The 14,094-nt window shown below is 67.9% G+C and carries 12 protein-coding genes and 1 pseudogene; 7 read left to right on the plus strand and 6 right to left on the minus strand.

Annotated features, from left to right (window positions below; genetic code table 11):
- Positions 1-8: 8 nt before the first annotated feature.
- From H610_RS0110845 to H610_RS0110870, 6 genes and pseudogenes are all read right to left on the minus strand, one after another.
- A complete protein-coding gene (locus H610_RS0110845; RefSeq protein WP_028239684.1) occupies positions 9-803 on the minus strand; it encodes a transglutaminase family protein in 795 nt (264 codons plus the stop codon).
- Between the two features lie 185 nt (positions 804-988).
- The gene (locus H610_RS0110850) at positions 989-1,270 is read right to left on the minus strand and encodes a DUF3509 domain-containing protein (protein ID WP_028239685.1); all 282 of its coding nucleotides are present in this window, start codon (positions 1,268-1,270) and stop codon (positions 989-991) included.
- 519 nt (positions 1,271-1,789) lie between these two features.
- On the minus strand, positions 1,790-2,092 hold the full coding sequence (locus tag H610_RS25705) for a YebG family protein (protein WP_084166437.1): 303 nt from the start codon (positions 2,090-2,092) through the stop codon (positions 1,790-1,792).
- 46 nt (positions 2,093-2,138) lie between these two features.
- A pseudogene (locus tag H610_RS25710) lies at positions 2,139-2,959 on the minus strand (SDR family oxidoreductase).
- Positions 2,960-3,007: 48 nt separating this feature from the next.
- On the minus strand, positions 3,008-3,472 hold the full coding sequence (locus H610_RS0110865; RefSeq protein ID WP_028239687.1) for a hypothetical protein: 465 nt from the start codon (positions 3,470-3,472) through the stop codon (positions 3,008-3,010).
- 61 nt (positions 3,473-3,533) lie between these two features.
- Positions 3,534-3,989: a DUF721 domain-containing protein gene (locus H610_RS0110870; protein WP_028239688.1), complete on the minus strand. Its 456-nt coding sequence runs from the start codon at positions 3,987-3,989 to the stop codon at positions 3,534-3,536.
- An 80-nt stretch (positions 3,990-4,069) separates the two neighbouring features.
- Between H610_RS0110870 and H610_RS0110875 the strand changes: the two genes are divergently transcribed.
- The 7 genes from H610_RS0110875 (at position 4,070) to ahpF (ending at position 13,353) form a co-directional block, all read left to right on the plus strand.
- Positions 4,070-4,993 (plus strand): M23 family metallopeptidase, encoded by a 924-nt coding sequence (locus tag H610_RS0110875; protein ID WP_028239689.1) that lies wholly within the window; start codon positions 4,070-4,072, stop codon positions 4,991-4,993.
- A 104-nt stretch (positions 4,994-5,097) separates the two neighbouring features.
- The gene (secA, locus tag H610_RS0110880) at positions 5,098-7,836 is read left to right on the plus strand and encodes a preprotein translocase subunit SecA (RefSeq protein ID WP_028239690.1); all 2,739 of its coding nucleotides are present in this window, start codon (positions 5,098-5,100) and stop codon (positions 7,834-7,836) included.
- 178 nt (positions 7,837-8,014) lie between these two features.
- Positions 8,015-9,232: a bifunctional glutamate N-acetyltransferase/amino-acid acetyltransferase ArgJ gene (argJ, locus tag H610_RS0110885; protein ID WP_028239691.1), complete on the plus strand. Its 1,218-nt coding sequence runs from the start codon at positions 8,015-8,017 to the stop codon at positions 9,230-9,232.
- A 103-nt stretch (positions 9,233-9,335) separates the two neighbouring features.
- Entirely contained in the window at positions 9,336-9,965 is a 630-nt protein-coding gene (locus tag H610_RS0110890; protein ID WP_028239692.1) for a glutathione S-transferase family protein, read from the plus strand.
- 8 nt (positions 9,966-9,973) lie between these two features.
- Positions 9,974-10,918 carry a Nudix family hydrolase gene (locus H610_RS0110895; RefSeq protein ID WP_043238415.1) on the plus strand — a complete coding sequence of 315 codons (945 nt, stop codon included), beginning with the start codon at positions 9,974-9,976 and terminating at the stop codon, positions 10,916-10,918.
- A 152-nt stretch (positions 10,919-11,070) separates the two neighbouring features.
- A complete protein-coding gene (ahpC, locus tag H610_RS0110900) occupies positions 11,071-11,634 on the plus strand; it encodes an alkyl hydroperoxide reductase subunit C (RefSeq protein WP_028239694.1) in 564 nt (187 codons plus the stop codon).
- A gap of 159 nt (positions 11,635-11,793) precedes the next feature.
- Positions 11,794-13,353 carry an alkyl hydroperoxide reductase subunit F gene (gene ahpF, locus H610_RS0110905; protein ID WP_028239695.1) on the plus strand — a complete coding sequence of 520 codons (1,560 nt, stop codon included), beginning with the start codon at positions 11,794-11,796 and terminating at the stop codon, positions 13,351-13,353.
- Positions 13,354-14,094 lie beyond the last annotated feature (741 nt).

A 14,094-nucleotide genomic window follows, 5' to 3' on the forward strand; every position in this document is an offset into this window, starting at 1 on the left:
CGAAGCTTTCAATGCAGCGCCGGTTGCGGCTTTACCTGCCGGAGCCGGCGGGTGATCAGCGCCGTCTCGATGGCGTCCTCGGCGAACAGCAGGGCGTGCTCGAGGGCATAGCGCTCCCCACCGGGGCATTCCAGCAGGCGGTAGAGGTCGGCGCGGGCCAGGTGGTCCTGCAGGGTGGCCTGCCCGAGGCTGAGCACGCGCTCGGCGTCCTTCAGCGCGGCCAGGGCGTCGCCGGCGTGCCGGTGCAGCTCGCGCAATTCCCGCGATAGACATTGCAGCAGGCGCCGTCCGTCGCACGGACGCATGTGCTCGGCCTGCATCCGGATGCCGGCGCCCAGCTGGCGTTCGAGCAGCTCCCGACAGTCCTGCGGATACAGCCGGCGGCCGCCGACCGGGTCCAGCAGATGGTCGCCAGCGGGGCTCCTGACCAGAATGCGCCCAGGGAAGTCGATCGCCACCAGCGGAATGTCCAGGCGCCGGGCGAACTCCAGGGCAAGGACGGCGAGCATCGACGGCACGCCGCGCCGACGTGCGAGCACTCGGTCGAGCAGGGCAGCCTGGGGCCGTCGCGGCGTTTCGTCGTCCTCGGCGAACCCCATCGCCGCCATCTGGCGCAGCAGCGGCTGGGCGAGTTCGCGCGCCGGCAACGCGGGCAGGGCGGCGCGGGTGGTGGCCAGCATGGATTCGAACGCCTGGCGCGCGGCGGCAAGGTCGGCCTCGGGGGCATGCTCGGCGCTGATGGTCAGCGCGCAGGCCAGCAGGTCCGGCAACTGATCGGCGCAGGAGAGGCGTTGTGGTGTCACGGCGCATGCTCGGCAGGGCGTTGCCATCTGAAATAGCCCGTCGACGTGCATTCGTCCAGTTTTGCCCGGCCAGCCGTGTGCGGCGCGAACCGCCGGAGGTGGGCACGCAAGGCAAGGGGAGGGGTTGTCTTGTTTTTGTTGTGCGGGAAGGGGGCCTGCAGGCAGTCAGGCGTCAGGTGGGCGTGTCAGACCAGAACCGATTCCGGGCGTTGCGCCCGGCGCAGTACATTGGCAACGGCACGGTCGTCCTCGCCGCGTTCGATGGCCAGCGTCAGGCTCAGGCTGGCGATGAGCCGCTCGAGCTTCTGGCTGTCGCGCCACTGGTCGGTGCCGATATAGCGCTTGACCGCCACGCCATCCTCGTCGGAAAGGGTCAGGAGAATGCTGCCGTCCGGCTTCTCGATACTGAAATTCACTCGGTATCGGGGCTGGAACACGTCGCTGATCATCTGGAACGGGCTATTCATGTTCACGATCCTGTGGCAATGGCTGCCAGCAGTGGACCGAAGAAAGAAAGGCAAGTTCGCCGGCGGCGCTCCGCTGGTCAGCGAGCCGACCGACAGCATGGCGAGGGTGGGAGCGGCGCGTGCGCCAGGTCGTTTCCGAGGCGAAACGGGGGCGCTGCGTCGGGCGCCTTTCGCGGTCGAGCCCCCAAGAGCATCGCCCCGAGGGCGGGCCTCCCACGAAAGCCGGGGAGCCCTGCAGGCGTTGCCTGGACGCGGTCCGTAGGGTGGGCTTCAGCCCACCAGGTCGCGGTCAAGGCCGCTCCCCCCAAGAGCCTCGCCCCCAGGGCGGCCTCCCACGAAAGCACAGGGTGCCTACCGAATCCTGTGGGAGGCCGCGCCCGTTCCCGACGGGCTTGCGGCATTCACCACCTGTGGATTGCGCGCCCTCGCGGCGACGGCGGGGCGGATGCGCGGGAGGCCGGCCTCGGGACAAGCTTTCCGGCCGGGCAGGCTTGCTCCGGCCGGGGGCCGGGCGGGGGCTCAGTCGCCCTCGCCAGCCGGCAATTCGGCGAGGGCTTCGAGGTTCTGCTTGAAGGCCTTGGCGAACTGATCGCGGTGCCGGGCCATGAAGATGCCGACGTCCTCGGCCTGCTGCTCGCTCAGCGAGGGGACCGCCCGCTGCAGGGTCGAGGCCAGTACCTCGGCCAGTTCGAGCATCTTGTCATGACGATCGGCTTCGGCTTTATCCATGAACAAACGCTCCGGGTCCCGGCTGCTGCGATAAACCACTTCGACGGCCATCTGCCACCTCGGCTCCTGTGTGTTGATTGGCTGTATATCCATACAGCTTATGGGCTGCGGCGCGGTTTGCCAAGCGCCGGCTCGCCGGTCAGGCCACCGGGCGGTCCAGCCCGAAGCGGCGCGCCAGCAGGCGGTCGGAATCCAGCGGCCGAGCAGCGGCAGGGCGCGACTTCCGCGCCCGACCCTCAGCAGCCGCGGCGGTCGCGGCTGGCGTACCGCTCGGACGACCGCGGCCGCCAGAGTCTCGGCGGACGTCGGGTGGTCCTGCGAGGCCCGTGCCCGGGCCTCGATGCCGGCCCGCAACGGCCACCAGGGCGAGCGCTCGTCGACGATGCGCCGGGCCTCGCGCCCGGCGCTTTCCCCGAACCGCGAGGCGATCGCCCCCGGCTGCACTTCCATCACGCGGATGCCGAAGGGGGCGAGTTCCAGCCTGAGGGCGTCGCTGAGCGCGTGCAGGGCCGCCTTCGAGGCGCAGTAGGCGCCGGCGTAAGGGGTGACCAGCACACCGGACACGCTGCCGATGTTGACGATCAGTCCGCGGCTGGCGCGCAGCAGAGGAAAGCAGGCCCGCGCCAGTTCTACCGGCGCGTTCACGTTCGTGGCGAACTGCCGTTCCAGCGCCGCTGCACCTCCGTCGAGCAGCGGGCCCATGGCGCCGAAGCCGGCGTTGTTGATCAACAGATCCAGCCGGCCTTCGCGCCGCTGCAGTTCATCCGCCAGGCGCTGAACGGCCGCATGGTCGGTGACGTCCAGGCGGCAGGCCTCGAACCCGGCGTTCGCCAGCCGCTCGAGGTCCTGCGTCTGGCGGGCGCTCGCCCAGACGCGATGGCCGCTGGCGAGCAGTGCCTCGGCCAGGGCGCGGCCGATGCCGCTGGAGCAGCCGGTGATCAGGGCGACGGGTTTCGTCATGCGGGCTTCCTTTTATTTGTTCTTGTCGGGTGGCGGCCTCGCCGCGGCTCAATCGTCGAAGCGGCCTTCCAGGCGGTCGGCGCGAAAGGCGAGGGTGTTCGGCCGATAGCCCGGGCGCAAGGGAGGGAGGGCAATGCAGGCCTGCCAGGTCTCGCCCGAGGCCAGCGGTCCCTCGTCGTGGTAGCGCGGTCGATCATAGCCCGGCTGCACCAGGTTGGTGTCGCCGCCCTCGGCATAGGCGGCGATCTGCCAGTGCAGCTCGCTCAGGGGGCGTCCCGCGTCGTTGCGCAGCTGGACGAGCAGCGGCTGTCCGGCCGGGCAGCGCTCGGGTCGGTAGTTCATGTCCAGGTTCAGCCGTCCCAGCGATTGCCGCAGACGGTGCTCGTCCCAGGCCGTCCAGGCGGCCACCAGGCCGAGTCCCAGCAGGGCCAGCAGCGATACCGGCACAGCACGCTGCGGATAGCGCACCAGCAGCATGACCCAGACCAGCACCAGCAGCGCCCCGATCAGCATGGCGGGCATCCTTCCAATGCAGGCTGTGTGGCGGTCGATCGCATGTGCGTGGGCGGCCCTGCTACTCGGTGGGGCGGACGTGCCGTGCCAGGCGCTCGAGAGCGGCGCGCAGGCGTGGATCCTGGATCCCGGCGGCGGTCTGTTCGAGACTTTCCGCCGCTCGCTCGGAATGGGTAGGAATGCGACCGGCTGCACGTGCGGGCGACATTGGCGGTTGCACGCGGAAAACGATTTTCGTTAAGTTCCCGAATTCTTCGTGGCTTTGCAATTGCCGCAACAACCGTCTTTGCTGATAGCGCAGGCGCGTAGCCCAGTGGCCGTCGGTGACGATCAGCAGCAGGCTGCCATCGCGCCAGGAGGCGACCCGGCAGTGTTCGCGCGCGGCAGGCTGCAACTGGGCTTCGAGCAATCGCTGGAGCCTGTCCAGGCGTTGGGCTTCACCGAACAGGGCCTTCAGGAGAGGCGCCTCGCGCAGGAGCGTGGCAGGCGCACGGGCCGGCAAGGGACGACGGGTCATGACAGCAAGCCTGAAATGCGATGCCGGGATGGTAGCAGATCGGCAGGGGCGAACCCTGTCGCCGGCGAGGGACCACCACCATGCACATCATTTTGCTTAGCCGCGGCCACGGTGCCGCGCGTTCGTTGAATCTGGATCTGCGCCTGATCGTCGCGGTCGCCGTCCTGCTGCTGGTCGGCACGCTGGTCGGCGGCGTGGCGCTGGGCTCCTGGCTGACGCCGACCGTTCGCTCGCCGGAGCCGGACGGTGCCGCGCGCGTACTCAGCGAAAAGCTGGCGCAACTGACCGCCAGCCGCCAGGATGCCCAGCGGCAGCTCGACGCCTTCAGCGCGCACGTCGCCGACCTGCAGGTCCGCCTGACCCGCCTCGACGTGCTCGGCGCACGCCTGACCGAACTGGCCGACGTCGACGCCAGCGAATTCGACTTCTCGCTGGCCGCCGGACGCGGCGGGCCGGAGGAGCCGCTCGAGGGTGACGAATACCGCGTGCCCTCCTTCGCGGAAACCCTGGACGAACTCACCCTGCAGCTCGACAGCCGCGAACAGCAGCTCGCCGTGCTCGAACAGGTGCTGGCGCACCGCCGCGTGCTGGAAGCGGAAAGCCTGTCGCGCAGCCCGGTGCAGAATGGCTTCATTTCCTCCCCCTTCGGTCCGCGCACCGACCCCATCAGCGGGCGCGTGAGCATGCACAAGGGGATGGATTTCGCCGGCGAGCCGGGCAGCGACGTGCTCGCGGTCGCGGCCGGGGTGGTCAGCCGCTCCGAGCGGGCGCCGGGCTATGGCAACGTGGTCGAGATCCGTCATGCCGAGGGTTACGCCACCGTCTACGGGCACAACCAGAGCAACCTGGTGCAGGTGGGCGACCTCGTGCAGCCCGGCCAGGTGATCGCCAAGCTCGGCAGCACCGGCCGATCGACGGGGCCGCACCTGCACTTCGAGGTGCGCAAGGATGGCCGTCCTGTCAACCCTGCGGCCTTCCTGGCGCGTGCCGAGAGCGAGAAATAACGCTGACTTTCCTCCCCCTCGTTTCCGAGTAGAATGCCCCCTTTGCACGATCCGTGCGGCTCACGGTCGTGCTCTCCATCCGCAGAATGGAAGTTTTCGCACCCATGTTCTCCCCCTTGTTGAAGAAACTCTTTGGAAGCAAGAACGAGCGCGAAGTCAAGCGCATGCTCAAGGCGGTCCAGGCCGTCAATGCGCTCGAAGAGCAGATGCTCGCGCTTTCCGACGACGAGCTGCGTGCTCGGACCGCCGCCTTCAAGGAGCGCTACAGCAAGGGCGAGAGTCTCGATCAGCTGCTGCCCGAGGCGTTCGCCGTCTGCCGCGAGGCCGGCAAGCGGGTGATGGGCATGCGCCACTTCGACGTCCAGCTGATCGGCGGCATGACCCTGCACGAAGGCCGGATCGCCGAAATGCGTACCGGTGAGGGCAAGACCCTGGTCGCGACCCTCGCGGTCTACCTCAACGCGCTGGCCGGCAAGGGCGTGCACGTGGTGACGGTCAACGACTACCTGGCCCGCCGCGACGCCAACTGGATGCGCCCGCTGTACGAATTTCTCGGCCTCTCGGTCGGCATCGTCACGCCCTTCCAGCCGCCGGAAGAGAAGCGCGCCGCCTACGCCGCCGACATCACCTACGGCACCAACAACGAATTCGGCTTCGATTACCTGCGCGACAACATGGCCTTCAGCCTGGAGGACAAGTTCCAGCGCGAACTCAACTTCGCGGTGATCGACGAGGTCGACTCCATCCTCATCGACGAGGCGCGCACGCCGCTGATCATTTCCGGCCAGGCCGAGGACAGCTCCAAGCTGTACCAGCAGATCAACCTGCTGATTCCGCAGCTGCAGCAGCACGTCGAGGGCGAGGAAGGCGAGCCGACGCACGAAGGCCACTACACCATCGACGAGAAGACCCGCCAGGTCGAGCTGACCGAACAGGGCCACCAGTTCGTCGAGACCCTGCTCACCCAGGCCGGGCTGCTCGCCGAGGGCGAGAGCCTCTACTCGGCGCACAACCTCGGCCTGCTGACCCACGTCTACGCCGCCCTGCGCGCGCACAAGCTGTTCCACCGCAACGTCGAATACATCGTGCAGAACAACCAGGTGCTGCTGATCGACGAGCACACCGGGCGCACCATGCCGGGCCGGCGCCTGTCCGAAGGCCTGCACCAGGCCATCGAGGCGAAGGAGGGGCTGCCGATCCAGGCCGAGAGCCAGACGCTGGCCTCGACCACCTTCCAGAACTACTTCCGCCTGTACAAGAAGCTGTCCGGCATGACCGGCACCGCCGACACCGAAGCCTTCGAATTCCAGCAGATCTACGGCCTGTCGGTGGTGGTGATTCCGACCAACAAGCCGATCGCGCGCAAGGACTACAACGACCTGGTCTACCTCACCCAGGCCGAGAAGTTCGCCGCGATCATCACCGACATCAAGGACTGCCAGACCCAGGGCCGCCCGGTGCTGGTCGGTACCGCCTCGATCGAAAGCTCCGAGTACGTCTCGCAGCTGCTGCAGCAGGAAGGCATCGAGCACAAGGTGCTCAACGCCAAGTACCACGACAAGGAAGCGGAGATCATCGCCCAGGCCGGCCGCCCGGGCGCCGTGACCATCGCCACCAACATGGCCGGCCGCGGTACCGACATCCTCCTGGGCGGCAACTGGGAAGTGGAAGTCGCGGCGCTGGAGAATCCCACCGAAGAGCAAGTCGCGCAGATCAAGGCCGACTGGCAGAAGCGCCACCAGCAGGTGATCGAGGCCGGCGGCCTGCACGTGATCGCGTCCGAGCGGCACGAATCGCGGCGGATCGACAACCAGCTGCGCGGCCGCGCCGGTCGCCAGGGCGACCCGGGCTCCAGCCGCTTCTACCTGTCGCTGGAAGACAGCCTGATGCGCATCTTCGCCTCCGACCGGGTGAAGAACTTCATGAAGGCGCTGGGCATGGAATCGGGCGAGGCCATCGAGCACCGCATGGTCACCAACGCCATCGAGAAGGCGCAGCGCAAGGTCGAAGGACGCAACTTCGACATGCGCAAGCAGCTGCTGGAATACGACGACGTCGCCAACGAGCAGCGCAAGGTCATCTACCACATGCGCAACAGCCTGCTGGCGGCCGAGGATATCGGCGCGACCATCGCCGAGTTCCGCCAGGACGCGATCAGCGCCGCCATCAGCGAACACATCCCGCCGCAGTCGCTGCCCGAGCAGTGGGACATCCCCGGTCTCGAGGCCGCGCTGTACAGCGACTTCGGCCTGCGCCTGCCGATCCAGCAGTGGCTCGACGAGGACGACGCGCTGTACGAGGAAACCCTGCGCGAGCGTATCAGCGAGTCGCTGGTCGCGGCCTATCACGAGAAGGAGGAGCTGGCCGGCGCCGAGGCGCTGCGCACCTTCGAGAAGCAGATCGTGCTGCGCGTGCTGGACGACCTGTGGAAGGACCACCTGTCGACCATGGACCACCTGCGCCACGGCATTCACCTGCGCGGCTACGCGCAGAAGAACCCGAAGCAGGAATACAAGCGCGAGTCCTTCAACCTGTTCCAGGAGCTGCTGGAATCGATCAAGCGCGACAGCATCCGCGTCCTGTCGCACGTCCAGGTGCGTCGCGAGGATCCGGCCGAGGAAGAGGCGCGCCTGCGTCGCGAAGCCGAGGCGCTGGCCCAGCGGATGAGCTTCCAGCATGCCGAGGTGTCGGCGCTCGGCGAAGTCGACCAGCAGAGCGACGCGGAAACGGGCGTGGCGGTGGCGCCGAACCCGGTGCGTACCGAGCCGAAGATCGGCCGCAACGAGCCTTGCCCGTGCGGGTCCGGCAAGAAGTACAAGCACTGCCACGGGCAGATCAACTGACGTCGGCGCCGTCCGGCGGCTTCGCGGTCATCACCCGCCGAGCTGCCGAACGGACCCCCGCCTGTGGGGTCGATTGACCTTTGAAACCACGCCGTGAGCGGCTTGCCGCTCGCGGCGTTTTACGACCTGGCCAGCCTGGCCGGGTCCTCCTTCCCTCCGCCTAATCAGGAGCATGCGCATGGCTGTCGGTCTTGGGCCTCTTCCCACTTTGCATCCCGTCCCCGGTTTCGAACTGGGCATCGCTTCGGCCGGTATCAAGCGACCCGGGCGCAAGGACGTGGTGGTCATGCGCTGTGCGGAAGGTTCGAGCGTCGCCGGGGTGTTCACGCTCAATGCGTTCTGCGCGGCGCCGGTGATCCTGGCGCGCAAGCGGGTCACCGGTTCGGTGCGCTACCTGCTGACCAACACCGGCAATGCCAACGCCGGCACCGGGGAGCCGGGGCTCGCGGCGGCCCAGCGGACCTGTGCGCGCCTGGCCGAACTGGCCGGCGTCGACGAGGCGGCGATCCTGCCGTTCTCCACCGGTGTGATCGGCGAGCCGCTGCCGGTGGAGAAGATCGAGGCGGCGCTGCCCGCGGCGCTGGCGGATCTGTCGGAAGGCAACTGGGCGCAGGCGGCGGCCGGAATCATGACCACCGACACCCTGCCCAAGGGCGCCAGCCGGCAGTTCCAGCACGACGGCGTGACCGTCACCGTCACCGGCATCTCCAAGGGCGCCGGAATGATCCGCCCGAACATGGCCACCATGCTCGGCTACATCGCCACCGACGCCAGGGTCGCGCCAGCGCTGCTGCACGACCTGCTGCGCGATGCCGCCAACCGCTCGTTCAACCGTATCACCATCGATGGCGACACCTCGACCAACGACTGCTGCATGCTGGTCGCCACCGGCCGCGCACCGCTGCCGGAAATCACCGATGCCTCCGGCGCGCTGTTCGCCGCGCTGAAGCAGGCGGTGCTGGACGTCGCCATGGAGCTGGCACAGGCCATCGTGCGCGACGGTGAGGGCGCGACAAAGTTCGTCACGGTGCAGGTCAACGGTGGCGCCACGCATCAGGAATGCCTGGACGTCGGCTATGCGGTGGCGCATTCGCCGCTGATCAAGACCGCGCTGTTCGCCTCCGACCCGAACTGGGGACGCATCCTGGCGGCGGTCGGCCGGGCCGGCGTGCCGCAATTGGACGTGGGGCTGATCGACGTGTTCCTCGGCGACGTCTGCATCGCCAGCAAGGGCGGCCGCTCGCCGGGCTACACCGAGGAGCAGGGCGCGGCGGTGATGGCTCGGGAGGAGATCGGCATCCGCATCGAGCTTGGCCGTGGCACCTGCAGCGAGACGATCTGGACCACCGACCTGTCGCACGAATACGTGCGGATCAACGCCGAATACCGAACCTGATCGAGGCGCCGCAAGCGGCAAGTGGGGCGGCAGTTACGGCAGCGGCTAGCCAGGCCCCACGCTGATTCGCTTGCAGCTTGCCCTTCTAACGAGGACCGAAGCGATGAAACTGGTCATCGGCAACAAGCGATACTCGTCCTGGTCGCTGCGCGCCGCCCTGGCGCTGGAGCTGGCCGAGGCGCCCTACGAAGAAGTGCGCATTCCGCTCTACCGTCCGGACAGCCGGGCGCGGCTGCTGCAGCATGCGCCCACCGGCAAGGTTCCGGTGCTGCTGACCGAAGAGGGCCCGGTGTGGGATTCGCTGGCGATCGCCGAATACCTCGCCGAGCGCTTCCCCGAGGCCCATCTGTGGCCGCGCGGGCTCTACGCCCGGGCGCTGGCGCGCTCGATCTGCGCCGAGATGCACAGCGGCTTCGGTGCCCTGCGCAGCCACCTGCCCATGGACCTCGGGCGCGATCAGCCACCGTCAGGCATGCCCGACGACGTCGAAAGCGATATCGCCCGTGTCTGTGCGCTCTGGGCCGATTGCCGGACCCGTTTCGGTGCCGATGGCCCCTACCTGTTCGGCCACGTCAGCATTGCCGATGCCTTCTACGCGCCGGTGGCGGCACGCTTTCGCAGCTACCGCACGGCGCTTCCCTCGGCTGCCGAGGCCTACGTCGAGACCATCTACCGCTGGCCGGCCTTCCAGCGCTGGTATCAGGCGGCCTTGCAGGAAAAGGAGACCCTGTGAGCGCCCGCATGCACGTGGCGGCCGCGGTGATCCGCGATCCGCAGGGCCAGATCCTGATCGCCCGGCGGCCGCTGGACAAACACCAGGGCGGTCTGTGGGAATTCCCGGGCGGCAAGGTCGAGGCCGGTGAGGCGGTGGCCGACGCCCTGCGCCGCGAGCTGCTGGAAGAGCTCGGCATCGTCGTCGAACAGGCCCGACCCTTGATCCTCATTCGCCACGACTACCCGGACAAGCAGGTGCTGCTGGACGTCTGGCTGGTCGAGCGCTTCACCGGCACCGCGCACGGCGCCGAAGGCCAACCGCTGGCCTGGGTCTGGCCGGAGGCGCTGGCCGACTACCGCTTTCCCGCCGCCAACCGGCCGATCGTTGCCGCCGCGCGCCTGCCCGACCGTTACCTGATCACACCCGAAGGGCTGTCGCCGCTGCAACTGATGCGCGGCCTGGAACGGGCGATCGGGGAAGGCGTGCGGCTGATCCAGCTGCGCCAGCCGGGCATGGACGCGGCCGATTACCGTGCGCTGGCGCAGGACGTGCTGGCGCTCTGCGCCGAGCGTGCGGGCGTCATGCTCAAGGGGCCGCTGGACTGGCTCGACGACTTCCCCGCGGCGGGCTGGCACCTGACCTCGAACCAGTTGCGCGAGATGGCCGGCCAGGTGCGTCCGCTGCCGGAGCAGCGCTGGCTGGCGGCGTCCTGCCACGACGAGCAGGAACTGGCGTGGGCGGCGGCACTGGAGGTCGACTTCGTCACCCTGTCGCCGCTGCTGCCGACCGCCAGCCACCCGCTGGCCGCTGCGCTTGGCTGGGACCGGGCTGCCGAGTTACTGTCGCGCTTCGACCGGCCGGCCTACCTGCTCGGTGGCCTCGGCGCGTCCGAGCTGCCCATGGCCTGGCGTATCGGGGCCCAGGGAATCGCCGCGATCCGGGGACTCTGGCCCGCTGAACCAAGCCGGTGATTTCGGGTCGACAGGCCTGCCGGTCCAGTGCCGGGGATAGAGTCATCCAATCGATGTCATGCCCCTAATCAATCACACGGTGCGCCGCCTTCCGGTAAGGTATGCCGTGTTGAATTCTTAACCGCGATTCTTAACAGCAAAGGAGTGAAGTGATGTCTGTCATCAACACCCAAATCAAACCTTTCAAAGCTCAGGCGTTCAAGGACGGCAAGTTCATCGAAGTGACCGAAGCCGACCTGAAAGGCAAGTGGGCCGTTTTCTTCTTCTATCCGGCTGACTTCACCTTCGTCTGCCCGACCGAGCTGGGCGACGTGGCCGACCACTACGAAGAATTCCAGAAGCTGGGCGTGGAAATCTATTCCGTTTCCACTGACACCCACTTCACCCACAAGGCCTGGCACGACAGCTCCGAGACCATCGGCAAGATCAAGTACACCATGCTTGGCGACCCGACCATGCAGATCAGCCGCAACTTCGAAGTGCTGCGCGAAGACCAGGGCCTGGCCAACCGCGGTACCTTCATCGTCGACGCCGAAGGTGTCATCCAGGCTGTGGAAATCACCGCCGAAGGCATCGGCCGCGACGCGTCCGACCTGCTGCGCAAGGTCAAGGCCGCCCAGTACGTCGCCTCCCACCCGGGCGAAGTCTGCCCGGCCAAGTGGAAGGAAGGCGAAGCCACTCTGGCTCCGTCCCTGGATCTGGTCGGCAAGATCTAACGACTGCCAGGAGCCGGCGTGCCCTGGTGCGCCGGCTACCACCCAGGCTGTTGTTTCGCACCCCGAGGCCGAACCCCGGTCTCTGGTGTAAGAGACGCCCGGTCGCAACCCGGCCGGGCGTCGTTGTCTCTGAAATTCGAATCACGGGAGTTAGCGCTCATGTTGGACGCCAACCTGAAAGCCCAGTTGAAGGCCTATCTGGAAAAGGTCACCAAGCCGTTCGAGATCGTCGCGTCCCTCGATGACAGCGACAAATCCCGCGAACTCAACGGTCTGCTGCAAGACATCGTCGGCCTGACCGACAAGATCACCCTGAAGACCGATGGCAACGACGCCCGTCGTCCGTCGTTCTCGCTGAACCGCCCCGGGGAAAACATCGGCCTGCGCTTCGCCGGCATCCCCATGGGCCATGAATTCACCTCGCTGGTGCTGGCACTGCTGCAGGTCGGCGGGCATCCGTCGAAGCTCGAGGCGGACATGATCGAGCAGATCAAGTCCATCGAAGGCGAATTCAACTTCGAAACCTATTTCTCGCTGTCCTGCCAGAACTGCCCGGACGTGGTGCAGGCGCTGAACCTGATGGCGGTGCTGAACCCGAACTTCCGGCATGTCGCCATCGACGGCGCGCTGTTCCAGGACGAGGTCAACGAGCGCCAGATCATGTCGGTGCCGAGCATCTACCTCAACGGCGAGCCGTTCGGCCAGGGGCGCATGGGCGTCGAGGAGATCCTCGCCAAGATCGACACCGGCGCCGCCGCACGTGACGCCGAGAAGCTCAACGCCAAGGAGCCCTTCGACGTGCTGGTCGTCGGCGGTGGCCCGGCCGGCGCCTCGGCGGCGATCTACGCCGCGCGCAAGGGCATCCGTACCGGCGTGGCCGCCGAGCGCTTCGGCGGCCAGGTGCTGGACACCATGGCGATCGAGAACTTCATCTCCATCCAGGAGACCGAAGGCCCGAAACTGGCCCGCGCCCTCGAAGAGCACGTGCGTCAGTACGAGGTCGACATCATGAACCTGCAGCGCGCCGAGAGCCTGGTGCCCTGCACCGAGGAAGGCGGTCTGAGCACCGTCAGGTTCGCCGGCGGCGGCGAGCTGAAGGCCAAGACCGTCATCCTCGCCACCGGCGCCCGCTGGCGCGAGATGAACGTGCCCGGCGAGCAGGAATACCGTGGCCGCGGCGTGGCCTACTGCCCGCACTGCGACGGCCCGCTGTTCAAGGGCAAGCGCGTTGCGGTGATCGGTGGCGGCAACTCCGGTGTCGAGGCAGCCATCGACCTGGCCGGCATCGTCGCCCACGTCACGCTGATCGAATTCGACAGCCAGCTGCGTGCCGACGCCGTGCTGCAGAAGAAGCTCTACAGCCTGCCGAACGTGGACGTGATCACCAGCGCGCTGACCAGCGAGGTCAAGGGCGACGGCCAGAAGGTCACCGGCCTGACCTACAAGGACCGCAACTCCAGCGAGTTCCACTCGCTCGAGCTGGAAGGCATCTTCGTGCAGATCGGCCTGGTGCCGAACACCGACTGGCTCAAGGGCACCGTCGAACTCTCGCCGCGCGGCGAGATCATGGTCGACGCGCGCGGCCAGACCTCGCTGCCGGGCGTGTTCGCCGCCGGCGACGTGACCACTGTGCCTTACAAGCAGATCGTGATCGCGGTGGGCGAGGGCGCCAAGGCCTCCCTGAGTGCCTTCGATCACCTGATCCGTACCAGCGCCTGATCGCTTCCGCGGATCGGCCCCTCAGACAGCGAGCTTCGGCTCGCTGTTTTTTTTTTGCGGTGCACCGACCGGCTTCGTCTGCGCATGGCGCTTTTCCTTCTCCTGCCGGTGCCCCGGGGCCGGATGAGGGCCAGGCTCCGCGCCGGCCCCCGGTCGCAGGCAGAGCCTGCTCCTACGGGCGTTCGTCGCAGTCCCGGCCGCGACAGCCTTCCCTTCTCCCGCCGGGAGGAGGTGGCCCGCAGGGCCGGATGAGGGCAAGCTCCGCGCCGCTCCCGGTCGCAGGCAGAGCCTGCTCTTACGGGCCGTTCGTCGCAGTCCCGGCCGCGACAGCCTTTCCCTTCTCCCGCCGGGAGGAGGTGGCCCGCAGGGCCGGATGAGGGCAAGCTCCGCGCCGGTCCCGGTCGCAGGCAGAGCCTGCTCCTACGGGCGTTCGTCGCGGTCCCGGCCGCGACAGCCTTTCCCTTCTCCCTCCGGGAGGAGGTGGCCCGCAGGGCCGGCTGAGGGCCAGGCTCCGCGCCGCTCCCGGTAGCAGGCAGCGCCTGCTCCTACGGGCGTTCGTCGCAGTCCCGGCTGCGACAGCCTTTCCCTTCTCCCGCCGGGAGGAGGTGGCCCGCAGGGCCGGATGAGGGCCAGGCTCCGCGCCGGTCCCGGTCGCAGGCAGAGTCTGCTCCTACGGGCCGTTCGTCGCAGTCCCGGCCGCGACAGCCTTTCCCTTCTCCTGCCGGGAGAAGGTGGCCCGCA

Source organism: Stutzerimonas azotifigens DSM 17556 (genome assembly GCF_000425625.1).
GTDB lineage: Bacteria > Pseudomonadota > Gammaproteobacteria > Pseudomonadales > Pseudomonadaceae > Stutzerimonas > Stutzerimonas azotifigens.